A 20,238-nucleotide genomic window follows, 5' to 3' on the forward strand; every position below is an offset into this window, starting at 1 on the left:
GGCTATACCATGCAAAAGTTGCTAGAACTTAAAGGTGTATCGCGCCGCGTGAGCGACCGCTTTTCACTGCGCGACGTCACGCTTGCCGTGGAGCCCGGCCAGATCGTTGGCTTTGTGGGCGCAAATGGCGCCGGCAAGACGACGACCATTCGCGCCGCGCTTGGGCTTATAAAGCCCGATGCCGGCGAGGTGCATCTGCTTGGACAGCGCTGCGACGCCAACGCGCCCGACGAGACGCAGCGCCACCTGCGCTCCCGCATCGGGCTTGTCCTGGACACGTGTCCCTTCTCCTCCACGCTCAAGGTGGGCCAGGTCGAGAAGCTCGTAGGCCCGGCATACCCCACGTGGAGCTGCGAAACGTTCGCCGGATTCATCGACCGATTTGGCCTCGATCCCAAGACGAAGGTCAAGGACCTCTCCCGCGGCATGGGCATGAAGCTGCAGCTCGCCTGTGCGCTCAGCCACAATGCCAAGCTGCTCGTTTTGGACGAAGCCACCGCGGGCCTCGATCCCATGGCGCGCGAGGAACTGCTCGACGAGTTGCTTGCCTTTGTCGCCGACGGCCAGCACAGCGTGCTGCTCTCGAGCCACATTACATCCGACCTCGATCGCACTGCCGACCGCGTCATCTGCATCGATAACGGCTCGATTGTGTTTGACCTGCCGCGCGAGGACATTACCGACCGAGCCGGCATCGCCCACTGCACCCAAGCACAGGCCGCAGAGCTTATGGCTTGCGTCGAAGGTGCCCGCGCCGCCCACCACGCCTATAGCGTGGACGTGCTCGTACCCAACCGTCGCGAGGCGCTCGAGGCCTTCCCCGAGATTCCCTGCGACCGGGCAACCATTGATGACTATCTTCGCCTCATACTGAAAGGGGCTTCGAAATGAAACGCGCCTTTATGTCTGAGCTCGCCATCGTCCGCACGCTTGTCCCGAGCATCGCGGGCGTCGGCCTGTTCATCTTCGTCGTACTGACCCTCGCCAACGCATCGGATGGCGATGCCAGTATGAGCGCCGGCGCCTGCGCGGTCAGTGCCATGTCGCCCATCGTGGTCATGAACTCGCTGGCCGGCTACGACAATCAAAACGGATGGGAGCGCTATCGGGCAACGCTGCCCCTCTCGCGCAAAGACATCATCTGCGCACGTTACCTCTGCATTGTTGCCTTCTCGGCCATCATGGCGTGTGCGACCGTGCTTTTGAGCACCATCACTCTTCCGTTCTTCGATCACACGGGCATGCCCTCGACGGGACAGATCGTCTTTGAGACCACAATAGCCTCCGCCGCATCGATGCTCATCTCCCTCATGATGGTGTTTCTGGCACAGCCGCTGTTCTTTCGATTTGGACACATGGAGGCGCTGCGCCTTTCCGTCGGCCTGTTTGCCCTGCTCGGATGCCTTGCCATGGCCACGCTGAGCTCCTCCAACCCCATCAGCAACTGGCTCATGTCGATTGCTGGGGCGAATCCCAATCCTGCCGTCCTCGGCTGCCTGTGCGCAGGAATTGCCGTACTGGCCCTCGCGCTATGTGCAATCAGCTGCACCGTCAGCACCAAGGTCTATCGAGCACGCGATTTGTAGCCACACGAAACTTGACCCACGTAGGCCACAATCGGTCGCAATCGCCCATCCGCAAATCCATGACAAACGGCATGTCCCCGGCGTGCGCCACCGTACTACTTGCGCAGCGGCTTGGGCAGCGGAATGCCGGCGGCGATGGCTGCAGCGATAATCATGCAGACAATGCCCTTGAGCGGGAAACACATGAGCAGCAGGCCCACAACCATGACCGGCTGACGCATAACGGCGCCCATCGTCGAGGCGGTGCAGACGGCGACGCAAAAGACCGGATCGGCGCCGGTGAGGATGGCAAGACCATAGCCCAGGCTCACACCCGAGAAGATAACCGGGAAGAAGTGGCCGCCACGCCAACCAAGGTTGATGAGGGCGGGCGTCAGCATGGCCTTAACAAGACCGGTCGCGATAAGCACGCCGGCGGGAATGGTCAGATAGGTCTCCATGAGCACGTCGGCTTGGGTCTCGCCGGCAAACATGGTGTAGGGCAGGACCGTGCCACAGATGGCGAGCGCCAGACCGGCTAGCATGGCCTTGACGACAGGGCGCTCCCCTATGGTGTGGGCCAACGCCTCGCTCGCGTGCTCCGAGACAAAGTACAGCCAGCCGCAGACCGTACCGATGAGTGCCAGGGGAATAAGCCAGACAAGCTCAAGGTTGCCCACCTGGGCAGCCTCGAACCTCGGCATACCCATACCGCCGCCCATAAGCTGTCCGAGCAGCAGATAGGTGCCCAGGCCGCCGGCAATCGCGATGCCGTAGACCACGGTCTTTTGCGCCTTGGGCAGCTTGATGGTGATCTCGTCGGAGGCGGAATCCTCGTCTTCGTTGGCGCCCTGGCCATCGGCGCTACCGGCGAGCGGCGCCACAAAACCAAAGACGGGCGCGGTAAAGAGCGCCGTCAGGGCGGCCTGGGTACCCAGCAGCGTGAGCTGCCTAAACTCGGCACCAAAGCGACGCATGCGGTCGCCGACCCAGCTGCACAGACCCGCGATAACGCCGGTCAGGCCGGCCTCCGGTCCAATGCTTCCGCCAAACAGCAGCGGCAGCAACGCCGCGAGCGAAAGCTTGCCCAGGTTGTCGTACGGATAGCGACCGTCTTGCTTAACCTTGGCCATTACCTGGTTGAGGTCATCGGTCTTGGTGCCCGTCATCTTTTCGTACAGGCCGATCAGCAGGCCGCCCAGCAGGCAGACGAAAAACGGATACGGCAAAAACCCGAACGGGCCGCTCGCGAGCTCGGGTGAAGCGACGCCCAGCATATGCGGGATCTCGGTCCATAGATAGTCGATACCGCGCTCCATCGCAAAGAAGAACAGCCAGACCGCGGTGCCCGCAAACGCACCGGTCGCAGCCACGCTCACTAAGAACAGCGCACGGTTTTTGGGTTTTGCAAGGGTATCCATCGGGACCTCCCGTGGTCAAATCGACAAAGATACGTTTTATTGTAGGACGAGCAGGCCTCGGGCGGGCTAACCATCTACGCCGCGAACGGTGCCGTTGGGTGCCGCACGAGCGATGAGCCTAAGGCTTAGGCGCCGATAATCGATGCGATTTGACGCAGGTCGTCGGCAAAGTAGATGCCGGTCTGGCGCTGCGGGCTCGATAGGCCCTTGTCGATCATGCGCCCGAGCAGCGACTTAAGATCGTTGTAGTAGCCCCCGAGGTTGTACAGGATGCACGGCGCATCGAGATGCCCCAACGACACGGCGGACATGACCTCGGCAATCTCCTCGAGCGTGCCCGTACCGCCCGGGAAGGCGATGAACGCGTCGCCGAGCTCGATCATCTTGGCCTTACGCTCGGCCATGTCACTCGTCACGATGAGATCGTCAATACCGTCGTGTTGAAACTCTGCCTCGATAAAAAAGCTCGGCTCAACGCCCGTCACATGCCCGCCAGCATTGAGCACGCTATCGGCAAGCGCGCCCATCAGGCCCGACTTGGAGCCGCCGTATACCAGCGCGTGGCCGTTGGAGCCAATCCACGTGCCGAGCTCTCGCACTGCAGGCAGAAACGCCGGGTCGTTGCCGACGCTCGCGCCCAGGTATACCGTGATATTCATATTCAGTCCCCCTCGTCGTGACGCGCGTCGCCCGTTCTAGCGTTGGCGTCGGCGATATTCGCGCACACGGCGCGACAGGTCGGCGAGCTCGTCACGATCGAGCTCTTCCAAATGCTCGAGATCGTCCATAAAGCGCGCCATGGTGTCCTTTTGACGCATCTTGATGAGCGTGTTGCAGTAGTTCACCGCCACGCCCGTGAGCATGGCGATGTAGAAGATGCTGATGACGCTCAAAACGACGGTGATAGCGCGGGCAACCGGCGTCTCGGCCGGGATATCACCGAAGCCGATCGTCGATACGGTCTCAAAGCTAAACCAGAGGCCGTCGCCAAACGTGAGGGTCGTGGGCTCGGACAGCCAGACGGCCGTCGAGCACAGCAGATAGAAGACGAGAAACAGGCCCGTGATGCGCGCAAAGCCAGCCTGGCGCAACACGTCAGCAAGCGTCCTCAACTTGTTCATCGCGACCTCTTTTCCCAGACGCCCAATCACATTCGCTCGGTATTGTCCCACGCCTCCCCCGCAAACGGAACTAGTCATTGGGGACGTTCTTAAATGACTAGTCAAACAAGAACGTCCCCAATGACTACCTGACCGTTTAGCGGTGCGGTGGCTGAGTGGGCAGGTTGAGCTGGTATCCTTATGTGATACTGTCTCGACTCGATAGGATTACATGTGAAACCTTCCGCCATCCTTCGTTTGGCTCTATATCGCACCCTAGCCGTCGCGGTTGCCGTACTCACCGTACTGAGCGCCGTCATGCCTGCCCCCGCCTTTGCCGCCGACTCCGACCACCAGGTCAAGACGGTCCGCGTTGGCTGGCTCGTCAACAACAAAGGCTTCCAGGAAGGCACGCCGGGCGAGCGCCTCTCGGGATGGGGCTACGAGTACCTCCAGACCCTCTCGTATTACACAAAGGGCTGGCAATACGAATACGTTAGCGGCACCTTCTCCGAGCTTATGGACATGCTCGAGGCAGGCGAAATCGACCTCATGCCCAACATCTCGTATTCGGCAGAACGCGAGCAGAAGCTGCTCTTTTCCTCAAATCCCGAGGGCACCGAGCGCTACTATATCTACGCCAGGCCCGACCGCGACGATCTAGCCAAGGGTGACCCTCAGGCGCTCCAAGGCCTCACCATCGGCTGCAACTCTGGCGTTATGCAAACTATCGTCGGCCAGCAGTGGCTCGCCAACGAAGACGTTACCTGCACCTATAAAGAAATCGACACCGGCAGCGCCCTCTTTGAGGCGCTTGCAGACGGCGAGGTCGACGCCGTCATCATGAACGACACCATTTCGTCGCCCGATGCGTCGCCCATGTTCTACGTAGGCTCGAGCGACTACTATTTTGCCGTTCCCAAAAGCCGCCCTGACCTGATGAACGACATCAACGCCGCCATGACGACCATCGCCCGCGATAACCCGCGCTATAACGAGGAAGTCAAAACGAGTTACTCGACCCAAAACAGTGGCTCGTCATCGCTCACCGGCACCGAGACCACCTGGCTCAAAGAAAACGGCAATACCATCACGCTCGGCTATCTTAAAAACCAACTTCCCTACTGTACGCAAAATGACGACGGCGAGATGGAAGGGTCGCTCGCCTCGCTTGCAACGACGTTGCACGACAAGTTTGACATTACGGTCAAAACAATCGCACTCTCGAACAACAAGCAAATGATCAAAGCCCTTTCCAACGGAACCATCGATGTCGCCCTGCCGTTGTTTCGCGACTACTGGCTCGCCGAGCAGACAGGGGTCATCCAGTCAAACTCGATGGGAACGGTTTCGCTGACCGCCATTCACAATGGCAAAAACTTGAACAGCGACCTTAAGAACATCGCTTGTACAAAGAGCACAATCGTTAACCGTTTTGAGCTCGAAAGTCTCTTTCCGAACGCAACGGTAACCGAGTATTCGAATGACGGCGAGGTGCTCAAAGCCCTCGATGAGGGGAAGGCACGTTGCATCATTGTCCCCAGCACGCGCCTGGAAACTCTCCGCGACATCTACGACATCGAGGATTTCGAAACACAGGAACTCACCAACACGGCACAACTATCGTGTTTAATTTCGCGCGGCAAGCCCGAGCTGCTGGGAATCATCAATAAGGGCATCGTCAATGCAGGTGAATCGCTCTCTGCAAACAGCTATTTCCCCACATCGTACTCGGCGCAAGAATCGGATGCGTTCCGACTTCTCTACCGCAACCGCATCGTCATTGCGGCAGTCGTCATCTGCATTTTGCTCACCGGCATCGTCATCCTTGTCTGGTCGCTTTACCGCGCACAGGAGGAACGGCAGAAAGCCGATGCCGCCAACGCCGCCAAAACCGCTTTCCTCACGCGCATGAGCCACGACATCCGCACGCCGCTCAACGGCATCCTGGGCCTTATCGAAATTGAGGAATTGAGAGAAGGCGACATGCAGGTCGCCCGCGAAAGCCGCGCCAAGGCGCGCGTTGCCGCCAATCACCTGCTGTCACTGATTAACGACATCCTCGAGATGGGCAGGATCGAGGAGCGCAAAGTGACGCTCGAGCACGAATCATTCAACCTTAAAGAGCTGTGCGACAATGCGCTCGTACTGTGCAAGCTCCGCGCATCGGACCGCGGCATAACCATGCTCGACACCAGCGAGCCCTACGCTGTCGACCAATATATGATCGGCAGCCCCACCCATATTCGGCAGATCCTTGTCAACCTGCTCGACAACAGCATCAAGTACAACAAGCACGGAGGCACCGTCACGTTCTCATCGACCATCAAGCCGGTCGACGACGAGCACGCCGTGTTTTGCTTTAGCGTCTCGGACACCGGCATCGGCATGTCGCCCGAGTTTCTAAAGCACATCTACGAACCGTTTGCCCAAGAGGGCAACGATGCCCGCAGTAAATTTCAGGGAACTGGCATGGGCATGCCGATCGTCAAATCGCTCATAGACATGATGGGCGGCACGATTGAGATTTCGAGCGAGGTCGGCATGGGAAGTACGTTCAACGTCCAGATTCCGCTCGATATCGACAAGAACCCTCAGGCAAGAGAAGGTGCGGACGAGCAGGCGATCAGCTGCTCGCTTGCCGGCATGAACGTTCTTTTGGCCGAAGACAACGAGCTCAATGCCGAAATTGCCCAGGCCCTGCTCGAAAGCGAAGGCATCGTCGTAACTCGCGCCGCCGACGGCAAAGAAGCGGTCGAACTATACACTAGTCGTCCCGCCGGCAGCTTCGATGCGATCCTGATGGACATCATGATGCCGGGTATGGATGGCTACGAGGCAACTCGCGCGATTCGTCTGAGCGAGAAGGCCGATGCAGCCGACATCCCCATCATCGCGCTCACCGCCAATGCCTTTGCCGAGGACGCCAAGGCGGCACACGATGCCGGCATGAACGCCCATCTGCCCAAACCGCTCGACTTTAACAAGCTCAAAAACATCCTCGCCCGCATCAAGAAAAACGGAACTGTTTCGCTATAGTTTGTGCCCACCCACCATGCACAGTTAGAAAGGAAGCCAACGATGTTTAGGCCCTTACGTCGAAAGAAACGCGCCATCACTGACGAGGAAGCGCGCGAGTTGCTCGCTATCTGCAAGCGCGGTGTCTTTGCCGTCAACGGCGATGGTGGCTACCCGTATGCCATTCCCGTCAACTACTTCTTTGACGCCGAGCACGACAAGATTTATTTCCATGGTGCCAAGGCTGGCCACAAGGTCGATTCACTCAGGCGTGATGATAAAGTCTGCTTTACCGTTTACGGCAACGAGTGGTACAAGGACGACGACTGGGCTCCCTACGTTATGAGCACCGTGGTCTTTGGTCGTTGCCGTCTGGTAGATGAGACACCTGCGTTTATCGAGGACAAAGTCCGCCAGCTCGCGCTTAAGTACTACCCCTCTGCCGAAGAAGTTGAAGAGGAAATCGCCAAAGACATCAAGGGCGTCCAACTCTACGAGATTTCGATTGAGCATCTTTGCGGCAAGCAGATCCATGAAAAGTAAGCCCAAAAACAGGTCCTGCAAATAGCAAAATGGCTCGGTTCCAACCAGTATTGGAACCAAGCTATTTGTTTATGAAGCGTCGGCGGCTATGTGCGCAAGCGCCTCAACGAGATCCTGAGAACTCACGGGTTTGCTCAGATGCGCGTTCATGCCCGCCTCGCGCGAAAGCCTACGGTCGTCGGCAAAGGCATTGGCGCTCACGGCGATAATCGGCGTGGTCGCGGCGTCCTCGCGATCGAGCGCTCGAATCTGACGCGTGGCCTCAAGGCCATCGATGCCGGGCATCATGATGTCCATCAATACCACGTCGTACTCGTGCGGCGCGCTCGCGGCAAACGTCTCGACGGCAGACTCGCCATCTTTAACATGTGTCACGACGGCACCGGCGCGGTCGAGCGTAAACTGTGCGATCTCGGCATTCAGGTCGTTATCCTCTACGAGCAAAACACGCAGGCCCTGGATCACGTCGCTGTCGCCTGCATCCACGCGAACTGCCTGGGGAATCTCGGAACTCTTGCACTTCTCAAACGGCAGGCAAATGGTAAACGTCGTCCCCCGCCCCAAGGCGCTCGTAAAGCTCATGGTTCCGCCCATAAGCTCGACCAACTGTTTGGCAATAGACGCGCCCAGGCCAGTTCCCGATGAAGCGCCTTCCACCTGCTGTTCCTCGCGGCTGAACGGCTCGTAGAGGTGCTGTTGAAACTCCTCGCTCATGCCAATGCCGTTATCGGCGATCGTGTATTCATAGACGGGGACACCGTCCACCGGCTCCACCTCGCGGCATGTCAGGCGAACATAGCCGCCCTGGCGGTTGTACTTGACGGCATTACCGGCAATATTGAGCAACAGACGCTTGAGGTGCGTCACGCTCACCCGGGCATAGGGATGATCAAGAGTCCGTTGGTCGCAGATAATTGTCACCAGGCGCTCCTCGGCTTGGCGCTCCAGAATATCGCACACCTCACGGTTGAGGGCCACCATATCTGTAGGCACGAGATTCAGGTCGACCTGCCCGCTCTCCAAGCGGCTCATATCGAGTGCCTCGTTCGCAAGGTCGAGCAACAGTCCCGACGCCGTCCAGATTTTTGAGCGGCACTCAGTCTGCTTTTGCAAGTCGTCCGCGTTGGCATTGCCCACCTCGACCATACCGCGAATGCCGTTGATGGGCGTGCGCAGGTCGTGACTCATGCGACGCAGGAACTCCGTCTTTGCAGAGTTGGCAGACGAAGCTTCGCGCGCCGCTTTTGCCAGTTTGTCGCCATAGTCGCGCTCCTGCAGCAACAGGTCGGCAAAGCGTTGGCTCTCGGCGCGGCGGCGCACCAACACAACAGTGGCTATAACACCGCCGTAGAGTGCCAACACGCTGGCAACAACAGCGGCAACAACCTCAAAGTAACGCTGCGCGGGAGCATAGGTGTACACGTAAAAATCGCGCGCTTTACCAAATGTGCCCAGATACCACTCACCGCTGTCGTTAACCAATCTGACCTTACCAGCCAGGCAACGCTCCTTAATGCCGTTGACAACGATGGCATCCGTCGCAGGCAAATCGAACACGCCTGACACGGCGGGCTCAACAGCGTTGGTCGCAACGACCTTACCGTCGTTTTCGATCACGATATTGCCGCTATCGATGGTCTCATAACCATCGAGCAAGCTCTGCAACTTGAGCGTATTGCTCGCGACCGCCTTGGCGCTCTGGTGCCTCACCGCGACAACGATGCCCTCACCGTCCCGCCGGGCCACGCAGCCAATGCCTGCGACCGAATCGTCCGCAAGCGTAATGCGAGCGGTATAGGACTTAAGCGGATGGGCTGCCACCTCCAGCACAGGCGCCTCTTTGAGATTCGCGGCGAGCGACTCGTAGCCCACGTCATCCTTCGAGGACTCGGACACCAAGTTGCCCGATGCATCCGTTACGATCAGCGCTGTCACATTAAACTGGTCAGCATATTGCTCCAACGTAGCGTTATCCACCGAGCCGTCGCGCTCCATATCGCGCGCCGCCTCTCCGGCGATCTCCATAACGCGAATCAGGTTTTTGGTCGCATAGGCGCTGTTGAACGCATCGTAGGAAAGGCTCTGTGTCGCCACGTAATCGACAACGTCGGCAAAGCGCTGCTCGGCCTGAGCTGTCGTGTAGGCGTAGCTCGTCACGCCGGCAACAATCGAGAGCGCTATCCCCAACAGGACGACGATGAGCCATTCCCGTGCCGAACGATCGCCCCGCTCCTGAGCGGTGTGGTCGGACGCATCAATCATGACAGGCCCTCCACATTCAAAAAGGGCGAAGGGTCATCAAAATACTTTGACACCAGGCGCTCCATGGTGCCATCGGCAAGCATTTCTTGGTAGGCATGGGTGAGCTTAACGTCGATGCCGCGTGTGTCGTTGATATCGAAAGCGGTGCCCAAACCAACCTCTAGCAGCGGCTCAGACAAAATGCGATACGTCACGCCATAGTCTTTTTCGTAGGTGAGCAGCGAGGACTCATGCGCGGCGATGGCGTCGACTAGGCCCTCGACAAGCGCCGGGTTCAGGTACGAGCGGTCCGAAAAGCTGTAGAGCTCCTTAATCTGCGGAACGTTTTCATTGGTGTGATTGAGCAGAATCGATTCGGGCTTGGTGGTGGACTGGACCGCCACGACCCTACCCTCAAGATCGGCAAGCGTGTAGATATCGCTTTCGGGATCGACAGCAACCACCTGTCGGCTCGCAAGGTACGGCCCCGCCCAGCGATACTCGCCTTCGCGGCCCGTCATACTAAAGCTGCCCATGACGCAATCGAGCTCGCCGCTCGCCAGCAGCTCTTTCTTCTTTTCCCAGTCGATCAGCTGGTACTTTGGCTTGTAGCCAATGCGGCCCAAAGCCTCGGTCAAAATATCGACATCCAGGCCAACAATATCGCCGTACTCGTTGCTATACACAAACGGTGGATAGAGGTCGCTGCCAACGTTGAGCGTCTTAAGGTTGTCGTCTTTGACCTGCGAGGCGGCCGCGCCTTCTGATGCAGACGCCGCGGCCCCATCATTCAACCCGGAACAGCCAGCTATCGCCACGACAAAGGCGCCCACCACTGCAAGCGCAACAAACAACGATATGGCGGCCGAGCGACGAGGTCTTTTCATCGAGCTCCAGACGATCCTGTTTACAGACTCAAGAGCAAAGATATTAGCAGACAAAACCGCGCTTGCGCTCAATGGTTACAGATGCTTTACCATACGGGGCCTTCCAGCCAATCTGGCAGACAGCCCCGCATGCAGCACTCACTTACCGTGCATTAAAAACGTAGCGGTCCAAGCGGTCGCACGCCTCCCTTACACGCGAAAGCGGCAGCGCCAGATTCACGCGAATGTGGCAAGGTCCATGGAATGGACGGCCGTCCTGATAGCCCACGCCCACACGCGCCCCCTCGTCGAGCAGCCACTGAATATCGTGCCCATGCACGCAGCACCACTCCGTGCAGTCCAGGAACACCATATAGGTGCCCTGCGGGCGCGAATAGGACACGCCCTCAAAATGCTCGTCCACGTAATCGCAGAAGTAGTCAATGTTGCCCTCGATAACCTCGTTGAGCTCATCGAGCCACTCGTAGCCCTGCGGCTGGTAGGCGCCGATAAGCGCATGCATCGAAAGGACATTCATCTCGTTGTAGTGGGTCTTATTGGACACGGCGCACACGCGGTCGCGCAGCGTCTCGTTATAGATGATGTGGTAGCTGCCGACCAGGCCCGCCAGGTTAAACGTCTTGCTGGGCGCATAGAGGGCGACCGTGCGCATGCGGGCATCCTCGCTCACCGACTGCGTCGGGATATGCTTGTGACCGGGCAAGATGATGTCGGACCAAATCTCGTCCGAAATCACCACGCAATCGTGCCGGCGATAGATGTCCATGGCGCGCTCGATCTCGTCGCGCTCCCATACGCGGCCACAAGGATTGTGCGGCGAGCAGAACACCGCGGCGTGGATGTGGTTTTGGGTGAGCTTGCGTTCCATGTCCTCAAAGTCCATGCGCCACACGCCCTGGTCGTCGAGCTTAAGCGGGCTGTGGACAATGCGATAGCCCGCGGCTTCGATGGACTTGGTAAAGCCGATGTAGGTAGGGCTGTGGACCAGCACCGCATCGCCCGGCTGGACATACGCCCGCAGGGTCGACACGACACCGCCCAGCACGCCGTTTTCGTAGCCGATATGCTCCGGGAGCAGACCCTCGACGCCATTACGTCGGCTCTGCCATTCGATGATGCGGTCGAAGTACTCGTCGCGCGGATCGAAATAGCCAAACATGGGATGCTGGGCGCGCTGAATGATGTGCTCCTGGACCGTGGGCACCGTGGCAAAATTCATGTCCGCCACCCACATGGGGATGCGGTCGAAGCCCTCGTCGGGCGCGTTCGGAGCCATGCCAGGGATCTCGCCCCAGGAGTCAACGGCGATGGCGTCCATGCCGTGGCGGTCGATAAGCGAAGTAAAGTCGTATTTCATGCTGAGCTCCCGTGCAAAGCGGATTGTTTTGATAGGCGTTATTGTCCACCAGCGTGGGCGATTTTGGCACGGGGTTTGGCGTTGAATTTGGCGAGCGCCATCGAATGGCTGGCTAGTCCCGCGCGTCGTTGACGGCGGTTACCGTCAACTTGGATCCGTCAACCGTAAAGGATATGTCGAGCCCAGCGTAAGCCAAGTGGTAAATGCGGTTTGGCTCGTGCTTGCTACCCGCGCGGCGCGGATCTTGGCGAAGGACCTCGACCAACCCGGGGAGCTTCGTGGGCGGGACCATCTCCTGCAGCGCTTGCGGGAAGTCAACGTCGAGCTCTTGCCACGGCGCATCCTCAATCCAGCCGCCGGTCGCATCCGAGTGGCAGTCCGCAAACGGAATGTAGGGCTTAATGTCGTAGATGGGCGTGCCGTCACGCAGATCGGCCCCTAGCACATGGATGATGGGGCCATCGTCGGTAAGCCCGACATGATCGAGTTTGACGCAGGTAAGCCCAATGGGATTAGGTCGAAACGGGCTGCGCGTGGCAAATACGCCCACGCGCTCGGCTCCACCCAAGCGCGGCGGACGCACGGTCTTCGACCACTTGGCGTTGGTGCCGGACCTATCCTGTGTCTTGGCATCGGCGGCGATGTCTTCGGCCGCGCCGCCGGGTGTTCCGTTTTCAAAGCGCCAGAGCAGCCACAGGTGAGAGAAGGAGTCCAGACCCTCAACTGCCGCGCTGGAGGCAAATTCCGGCTCAAAGACGATGCGTCCCTCAAGATGGAGCGCCAAAAAGCTGTTGCGCGGGATGCCGAACTTTTGCGGCAGGTCGGTATGTATGTGTGCAATAGGTTTCATGCCGGTCATTGTACGGCATGAGGGCATGCGCGATGCGCGTAATCCCTCACCGCGACCGCCCCTTTTGCAACCAACGGTTGCTTGGAAGGGCGTCGGCCGCCGCGTATGCTTAAGCCAACAAGCAGCAGAAAGGAGCCGTTATGGCCTTTGCAGAAAAACTCATCGCCGTCCGTCGCGCCAACAACCTTACCCAAGAGCAGCTTGCCGCCAAGCTCTATGTCACGCGCCAAGCCGTCAGCCGCTGGGAGCACGGCGAAGTCACCCCGGGCATCGACATGATGAAGCTCATTGCCGCCGTAACCGGAGAACCGCTGTCCCACCTGCTCGAAATGCCCGAGCACTATTGCCAGAGCTGCGGCATGGTGCTCACACCCGACGACTGCGGCACCGATGCTGCGGGCACCGCGACCGATCATTACTGCAAGTGGTGCTACGACCACGGCAAGTACACCTACGACACTACGATGGAGGCAATGATCGAGGATTGTGCCCCGCGCCTGGCACAAAACACCGGTATGTCGCTCGACGAAGCTGTCTCGCTCATGGGCGCCGTGCTGCCGCAACTGGAACGCTGGCGCGCCGTGCAAGAAAACGAGGAGCGCTACGGCGCCGAAGCGCGGGCGCGCTATGGCGATGAGGCTATCGATGCAGCAAACGAAACGTTACTGGATATGGATCCTCAGACATGGAACGACATGAAGGAACTTGAACGCGCTATTCTGGGCCAGCTCTCGATTGCCATGAGCGACGGCGAACCGGATGGAAGCGAGGCTCGCAAGCTTGTCGCGATGCATCGTCGCTGGATTGCTCTCAACTGGGGATGCGAGCCCCAAGACGAGGCGTACTTGGGCCTCGCCCACGGCTATCTTGCCGACCAGCGCTTTGTTGACTACTACGACAAGCCCTGCGGCACCGGCGCCACGGCGTTTCTGGTACAGGCAATCGAGTCGTCGTTGACGCGTGCATAGACCGCGGCGGCTTTGGGTATTTCAATCGAAACCTCAACCGATTGGAGACCTATGGCTACTGATCACGAGCTCGCGCTCTACGTTATGACCGGCTGCCCGTATTGCATAAAGGTCAAGCGTTTCCTGGCCGATAACGGCGTGACCATCCCCGAGCGTAATATCTCGACCGATTCCGATGCCGAGCAGACGCTCATCGCCGTCGGCGGCAAGCGCCAGGTTCCCTGCCTGTTCATCGACGGCAAGCCACTCTACGAGTCGAGCGACATTATCGCCTGGGTACAAGAACATCTGCTCTAGCACTCATTGGGTCATTGGGGACGCACTTAAATGAGCAGTTTCACTCATTGGGGACGTACTTAAATGAGTAGTCGTTAAAGAACGTCCCCAACGACTAACTAGCCGTGAAAGCGGGCTACGGGCGCAAGTGGCTGTTCGCGGAAGACGTACTCGACGGCGGCGCGGTATTCGTCGACCTTTTTGGTCTTGCGAACGAGCTTGTGAACGGTCGCGGGATCGGCGAAGGCGCATTTGGCGTAGAACCACCACTCCTTCATGCGAAAGACCGCGTTGCCCCCAATCTCGTCCGCATAGGCCGCAAACAGCATGTCGTGGAAGCGCTGCAGCTCAGCGGCCGTGGCAGCAGGGCCGCCCTTAACCATGCGAGGCAGCGCGGGGTTCGCAAGCAAGCCACGCCCCAACATCACATGGCGCGTGCCGGGATAAGCCTCCACCAGCGCATCCATGTCCCCTAAATCAAAAATGTCACCGTTATAGGCGACCGAAAACGGCGCCCGCTCCAGCGTCTCGCCATAAAACTCTTTGCGCGGCGAGCCCGTATAACGGTCCTTTTGCACGCGCGGGTGCACAATCAGCTCTGCTAACGGCATGCGACAGTAGAGGTCGAGCACGCGCTTGTACTCGTCGTCGCTTTCCAACCCCAACCTGGTCTTGACCGACACCGGCAAGGGCGAGCGTTCGCACACGTCGCTCAAGAACAACTCGAGCTCATCCAGGTTGTGCAGAAAGCCCGAACCCTTACCCTTCGCGACAACCGTGCCCGAGGGGCAGCCAAGGTTAAGATCGACCTCGCGGTAACCCATGTCGGCGAGCACCTGCGCCGCCCACACAAACTCGTCCGCGTTTTTGGACATCAGCTGAGGCACCACGTTGAGCCCCTGGTTATTGGCGGGATCGACCTCTTTAAACGCCTTGCCGCCAAAGCGGTTGCCCACCCGTGGCGGAGGCAAAAACGGCGTGTAATAACAATCGAGCGCACCGAAGCACTCCGCATGCACGCGACGGAACACATGCCCGGTAATCCCCTCCATAGGGGCCAGCGATAAATACATCAACATCCACTCTCAACTCAATGTGACAAAGGGACAGTCCCTTTGTCACATTGCAAATCATCATACGAGTGCTTATTTTGGCACACATACGTATCGGGCGGCATCATCGCGTGGGCACAGGAGCACCCGCTCTAAACCAGGGCAGTCGTGGCACTTTTGCCGTATGACCATGCGCTCATCGATGGCGGGATTCCCTATACTGAGTCACATATGACGGCATCGCGCCACAACGACCGCCACGACACCAAGGACCAGCTATGGCAACACTCTCCGAACAAGAACGTAAGCGCATCCAGCGATACTGCATCTGCCCCAAGGTTGCCGGCGCGGCGCTTGCCATGGCATTCGTGCTGCCCTTATCGATCATACCTTTCGAAATGATCGACGACATCGTCTTCCATCACGAAGGCTTCCATGAGACGGGCATGATGACCGCCTTGGTGCTCACCGCCATCGAGCTCGTCATATTCTGTTATTGCGCTCTCGCCCCGCGCTTTGGCATGCGTGGCAAGCAGTGGAAGGAAATGCAGTATCGGCTCGCCGTCGAGCAGAGCGAGAAAGACCGCTCGACACAGATCGCGAGCGTTGTTGGCACGCAGGCCGCCGCACGCCTGCTCAAGAACAGCGACAACGAGGCTGCACGCAACCTGGGCGGCGCGGCAGAAGTCGCCGCTGCCGCAGGCGCCGTCGCCACCGCGGCAGACGTGCTTGCCGAGAGCTTTGCCAACGCGAAGGCCATGGCAGAGGCCTGTGGCGTGCCCATCCCCCATGCAAAAAAGTGGATCGTCGCGCTTGTGGCGCTGCCCCTCGCAATCGTGTGCGGCGTCTATATCCCACAGCTGGCGCAGGGAAACATCGAGATGCAAGAAAACGCCGCAGCCGCGGCCGAGCAGATCGCCATCGCTCGCAAGGCGCTCGAGTCCTCATGCGAGTACGTGTCCGCCGATGACCCCTACGAGCGATATCAAGACTACGGCTATCACGTCCGCGGCTATCTGCACGACGGCGGCTCCGATGCCCAGAAGACCTATACGTACCTGGATTTTGACAACAAGGGAACGCTCACGGAAGTGAGCTACGCGGCAGAAGTCGACCCCGGCGCGAGCCTCGAGGACAACCTTACCCGTATCGAGCTCGACCTTGACGAGCTTTCCTCTGCCGTCCAAACCATAGACGTCAAGACCACAAGCCCCGAGCTCCTAGCAGCGCAGAAGCTCCCCGAAGAGTTTAGGCAGGCTTTTTTGAACGGCTCGCTCTACGAGAGAATCTCTATCAGGACGAGTGACGACCCCATTAAAGCGTATTACTCGTTTGATACGGATCCTAAGGACGAGTTTGACGAGTACACCCATCCAACCATCCGCATTACGCTGATGAGCAAAACGAACTAGGTGTAGGGAGATGAATGTGACAAAGGACTGTCCCTTTGTCACATTATTCGGAGCGCAGGGCTTCTACGGGGTCTTTCTTGGATGCGCTACGGGCCGGCAGCAGGCCGGCGACAACCGTCAACAGCACCGAAATCGCGATGAGCACCAGCGCATCCTGCACGGGCAGGCTCATCAGGTTGGGGACCTGTTTGGCCGCAAGCGCCCAGGCATTGACCGGGAAGCTCACGAGCACCACAACGACAATGGCAAAGACGCCGGCAATGAGGCCTTCAATAAAGGTCTCGGCATTGAATACGTTGGCCACGTTGCGCTTTGACGCGCCGATCGCGCGCAGGATGCCAATCTCCTTTTTGCGCTCCAGCACGCTGATGTAGGTGATGATGCCGATCATGATGGAGCTCACCACCAGACTGATACTCACGAATGCGATGAGCACCAAGCTGATGGTGTTCACGATGTCGGTCACCGAGCCCATGATGATACCCATGTAGTCGGTGTACGAGATTGTCTGCTCGTCGTGGCCAGCGGCTTTGGCCTGCTTGTTGTACGCGTCGATGTGATCAAGCACGCGCTCCTTGGCCTCAAAGTCGCGCGGGAAAATCTTGACCGAGATGGGGTCCGCCTCGTCCGCATAGCCCAACGTGGTCAGGTTGTTGTCGTAGGTGAGCTTTGACGCCTTGGCATAGCTCATCATGAGCGAACTCAGGTCCTCGGCGTCCATGTTGAAGTGGATGGCACGAGCAAAGGCGCTCGCATCCACGCGCATGGCGCTCGCCAGGTTAGCAAAACTCGAAGACATCTGCGTCGCCATCTGGTCCATAAGCCCTGCCGCGCCCGCCTTGAGCTGAGCCGATACCGTCGTCGCGATCTGCTCGCTAATCGTCCTCATCACCTGATCCATAGCCTGCTGCAGATACGGAGCCAGCTGCTTTTGCACATAGTCGGTCATCGCCTGCTGCAGACGCTCGGCCAGGGCATCACCGCCCAGCGCCTTGAGCTGAGCCAGGCGTTGCTGGGCTGCGGCATCATTCTCAAGATACGCCGAGAATGCGGCGGCAAGCTTTGACGCGTCCTTAAGATCTTCGGGCGACAGCGCCTTAAACTGATCGGACTGCAGAAAGCCCTCAAACAGCTGGTTGGCAAGCGTTCCGACCTGCTGCATTTGCTCGGGCGTGAGTTCCAGACCGTCAAAGATGCCCGAGAAATCTGGGGCCGGTGCTTTTGCCATAATGTCGCTGAAGTCGATATCCTTACCTACGCCCGAAAGGTCAATGTCCAGCCCGGACAAGTCAAGACCCGACAGGTCCATACCGCCGGCAGTGCCCGAGAGCGCAGACGTATCGAACGAGAACGCGCCCTTGAGCGCCGCCTCGTCCACGCTGAACATGCTGCCCAGATCCACGCCTTGCTTGGCCTCGCCCTGCAGTTCATCGAAAGACTTGCCCGTAAAGACATCCGTCTCGGGATGGGCAAGTTGCTCTTTTACGATCTGCGAATTGGCGGCGCGCTCCATAAGCTGGCGAGTCAGCGCGTGCGTATAGGCAATACCCGGGGACAACGCGCTCGCGTTGGCCGTCTCGTTCGGTCGCACCACGCCCACAATACGCACGTCAATACCGTCGGCAACCTTGGCCGTCATAAAGTCGGCGTCGCCAGACATGTCAGTCCACATGCCGGTCTCTTCGTTTTTGCGATACGCATCGGCCGGCGACAGCACCTTAAACGTCGTGGACAGCGCATCGTCGTAGGTAAAGTCGGTACCGGTCTCGGGCGCTCCGACGCCACCGTCAGCCGTCATAGCGCTGTTAACCAGGTCGTTGAGCTCATTGATATCCAGCGCACCGATGCTGTAGAGCGTATAGTCGCCCACCGTGCCACGACTCGAAAGCACCATCACGGCTTCGTTGGCAGACGTGGGCCAATGACCGGCGACGACATCGTACTGGCTGTCGAGCAGGCTCTGGTCGTCAATCATCTCGTTAAAGACCGAGGTTCCCATGGATTCCATGCTCACCGTTGCTGCCGAGCTCGCGCCTCCGCTCATGGCCTCGGTCATGGCGTTGGGCACCAGCCGGACAGGCTTCTCATCGCCCTTGCCGGCACGATAGACAACCGGCGATACACCGTAGCCGTACTGAATGGCGTTGACCTCTTTATCGATGCCATCGCCACCGGCATCGAGCCATGCCTTAAAGCTCGTCATGTCGTTGGACTTAACGCTCGCAAACATATCCTTTACGGCCGTGACCACAGGAATCTTATCGGTTCCCTTAGCCTTGCCGCCGGCACTGTCGTCGGACGAATCCACGTTTTCAGGCGAGTCATCATCCGCAGCCCCCTGCCCGCCCATCATGGACGACAGGTCGTAATCCTGCTTGGAAATGGTGAGCGGGTAGCTCGAGAGCGTATCCTCCTCGACCTTTTTGATGTAGCCGTTTACGCCATTGGACAGCGCCAGAATCGCCGCGATACCGATAATGCCAATCGAGCCCGCAAAGGCAGTCATGGCCGTACGGCCCTTCTTGGTCATGAGATTTCGAGCAGAAAGCCCCAGCGCCGTCACAAAACTCATCGAGGTTTTTCGCGTAGGCTTAGCCTCGCGACGCGCGGCCTTGGCAACTTCAAAAGGGTCGGAATCGTCGGTAATCTTGCCGTCCGCCAGGTTGACGATGCGCGTAGCGTATTGGTACGCCAGCTCGGGATTGTGCGTGACCATGATGACCAGACGGTCGCGCGCAACGTCTTTGAGCAAATCCATGACCTGCACGGACGTTGTGGAATCCAAGGCGCCGGTCGGCTCGTCTGCCAACACGATCTCGGGATCGTTGATCAGAGCGCGGGCGATGGCCACGCGCTGCATCTGCCCACCCGAAAGCTGGCTCGGGCGCTTGTTAACGTGCTCCCCCAGGCCGACTTTCTCCAACGCCTCGCGCGCACGCTGGCGGCGCTCGGCATGCCCCACACCCGTGAGCGTGAGCGCCAGCTCCACGTTTTCCAAAATGGTCTGATGCGGAATGAGGTTATAGCTTTGGAACACAAAGCCGATGCGGTTGTTGCGGTAGGCATCCCAATCGCGATCGTGAAAATCCTTGGTCGAAATACCGTCGATCAGCAGGTCGCCCGAGTCAAAGTGGTCGAGTCCGCCGATAACGTTGAGCATCGTGGTCTTACCCGAACCCGAGGGGCCCAGAATGGCCACGAACTCGTTATCGCGAAAAGACAGGCTCACGCTGTCGAGCGCCACCTGCGTAAACGACTGCGTGACGTACCTTTTGCAAATTCCTTTGAGCTCCAGCATGGACGGCAACCTCTCCTGCGCAGGCACCCTGCCCGCTCTCCCCCGCCGTTCGTATTCGACGCGTTTGTCCTACTCTATCCCCATTTTTTGCCGGCGCCAGTGAGGAATGTAGGGAACCGCATCAAAAAACGAACGGGACGGTGCCTAAAAGAAGAGGTCCCGAGCGGGACCTCTATATGGTGGAGATTATCTTGAAAGGCAGCGGACTACTCCGCACAGCGGCGCACGATCCTCGCCATGCTTTACGCGT

16 protein-coding genes are annotated in these 20,238 nt (G+C 58.8%); 7 read left to right on the top strand and 9 right to left on the bottom strand.

Features of this window, described 5'->3' with window-relative positions; all coding sequences use genetic code 11:
- Window positions 1-9: 9 nt before the first annotated feature.
- The gene (locus DXA43_RS00215; protein ID WP_117805922.1) at window positions 10-891 is read left to right on the top strand and encodes an ABC transporter ATP-binding protein; all 882 of its coding nucleotides are present in this window, start codon (window positions 10-12) and stop codon (window positions 889-891) included.
- Window positions 888-1,586 (top strand): ABC-2 transporter permease, encoded by a 699-nt coding sequence (locus tag DXA43_RS00220; protein ID WP_117805923.1) that lies wholly within the window; start codon window positions 888-890, stop codon window positions 1,584-1,586. The genes DXA43_RS00215 and DXA43_RS00220 overlap by 4 nt, the downstream gene beginning before the upstream one ends.
- A 95-nt stretch (window positions 1,587-1,681) precedes the next feature.
- On the opposite strand, the gene DXA43_RS00225 is transcribed toward DXA43_RS00220, so the two are convergent.
- The 3 genes from DXA43_RS00225 to DXA43_RS00235 all read right to left on the bottom strand — a co-directional run bounded on the left by DXA43_RS00225 (window position 1,682) and on the right by DXA43_RS00235 (window position 4,107).
- Window positions 1,682-2,986, bottom strand: a complete 1,305-nt coding sequence (locus DXA43_RS00225; RefSeq protein ID WP_117805924.1) for a chloride channel protein — start codon at window positions 2,984-2,986, stop codon at window positions 1,682-1,684.
- Between the two features lie 125 nt (window positions 2,987-3,111).
- Window positions 3,112-3,645, bottom strand: a complete 534-nt coding sequence (locus DXA43_RS00230) for a TIGR00730 family Rossman fold protein (protein WP_117758274.1) — start codon at window positions 3,643-3,645, stop codon at window positions 3,112-3,114.
- Window positions 3,646-3,681: 36 nt separating this feature from the next.
- A complete protein-coding gene (locus tag DXA43_RS00235; protein WP_055252221.1) occupies window positions 3,682-4,107 on the bottom strand; it encodes a potassium channel family protein in 426 nt (141 codons plus the stop codon).
- Window positions 4,108-4,320: 213 nt separating this feature from the next.
- Between DXA43_RS00235 and DXA43_RS00240 the strand changes: the two genes are divergently transcribed.
- Window positions 4,321-7,125, top strand: a complete 2,805-nt coding sequence (locus DXA43_RS00240) for a transporter substrate-binding domain-containing protein (protein ID WP_117805925.1) — start codon at window positions 4,321-4,323, stop codon at window positions 7,123-7,125.
- A 42-nt stretch (window positions 7,126-7,167) separates the two neighbouring features.
- Window positions 7,168-7,647 (top strand): pyridoxamine 5'-phosphate oxidase family protein, encoded by a 480-nt coding sequence (locus tag DXA43_RS00245; protein ID WP_117736499.1) that lies wholly within the window; start codon window positions 7,168-7,170, stop codon window positions 7,645-7,647.
- A gap of 69 nt (window positions 7,648-7,716) precedes the next feature.
- Here DXA43_RS00245 and DXA43_RS00250 read toward each other — a convergent pair whose 3' ends face one another.
- The 4 genes from DXA43_RS00250 to DXA43_RS00265 all read right to left on the bottom strand — a co-directional run bounded on the left by DXA43_RS00250 (window position 7,717) and on the right by DXA43_RS00265 (window position 12,982).
- Window positions 7,717-9,909, bottom strand: coding sequence for an ATP-binding protein (locus tag DXA43_RS00250; protein WP_117805926.1), 2,193 nt, complete (start codon window positions 9,907-9,909; stop codon window positions 7,717-7,719).
- Entirely contained in the window at window positions 9,906-10,775 is an 870-nt protein-coding gene (locus tag DXA43_RS00255; protein ID WP_117635835.1) for an ABC transporter substrate-binding protein, read from the bottom strand. Before DXA43_RS00255 ends, DXA43_RS00250 begins: the two co-directional genes overlap by 4 nt.
- Before the next feature lie 142 nt (window positions 10,776-10,917).
- Complete coding sequence (locus DXA43_RS00260; RefSeq protein ID WP_117635836.1) at window positions 10,918-12,132, bottom strand: MalY/PatB family protein; 1,215 nt, start codon at window positions 12,130-12,132, stop codon at window positions 10,918-10,920.
- A 112-nt stretch (window positions 12,133-12,244) separates the two neighbouring features.
- Window positions 12,245-12,982: a tRNA (N6-threonylcarbamoyladenosine(37)-N6)-methyltransferase TrmO gene (locus DXA43_RS00265; protein WP_233539976.1), complete on the bottom strand. Its 738-nt coding sequence runs from the start codon at window positions 12,980-12,982 to the stop codon at window positions 12,245-12,247.
- Between the two features lie 140 nt (window positions 12,983-13,122).
- On the opposite strand from DXA43_RS00265, the gene DXA43_RS10230 reads away from it, so the two are divergent.
- Together DXA43_RS10230 and DXA43_RS00275 are read left to right on the top strand one after the other, a co-directional pair.
- On the top strand, window positions 13,123-13,950 hold the full coding sequence (locus DXA43_RS10230) for a TipAS antibiotic-recognition domain-containing protein (RefSeq protein ID WP_158564910.1): 828 nt from the start codon (window positions 13,123-13,125) through the stop codon (window positions 13,948-13,950).
- A gap of 51 nt (window positions 13,951-14,001) precedes the next feature.
- Window positions 14,002-14,247, top strand: coding sequence for a glutaredoxin (locus tag DXA43_RS00275; protein WP_117805928.1), 246 nt, complete (start codon window positions 14,002-14,004; stop codon window positions 14,245-14,247).
- A gap of 98 nt (window positions 14,248-14,345) precedes the next feature.
- On the opposite strand, the gene DXA43_RS00280 is transcribed toward DXA43_RS00275, so the two are convergent.
- Window positions 14,346-15,299: a tRNA-dihydrouridine synthase gene (locus tag DXA43_RS00280; RefSeq protein WP_117806070.1), complete on the bottom strand. Its 954-nt coding sequence runs from the start codon at window positions 15,297-15,299 to the stop codon at window positions 14,346-14,348.
- 257 nt (window positions 15,300-15,556) lie between these two features.
- Here DXA43_RS00280 and DXA43_RS00285 point away from each other — a divergent pair, with 257 nt between their 5' ends.
- A complete protein-coding gene (locus DXA43_RS00285; RefSeq protein WP_117805929.1) occupies window positions 15,557-16,690 on the top strand; it encodes a hypothetical protein in 1,134 nt (377 codons plus the stop codon).
- A gap of 43 nt (window positions 16,691-16,733) precedes the next feature.
- Here the strand turns inward: DXA43_RS00285 and DXA43_RS00290 are convergent, their stop codons facing one another.
- On the bottom strand, window positions 16,734-19,988 hold the full coding sequence (locus tag DXA43_RS00290; RefSeq protein ID WP_117805930.1) for an ATP-binding cassette domain-containing protein: 3,255 nt from the start codon (window positions 19,986-19,988) through the stop codon (window positions 16,734-16,736).
- Window positions 19,989-20,238 lie beyond the last annotated feature (250 nt).

This window comes from Collinsella sp. OF02-10 (assembly GCF_003463445.1).
Classification (GTDB): domain Bacteria; phylum Actinomycetota; class Coriobacteriia; order Coriobacteriales; family Coriobacteriaceae; genus Collinsella.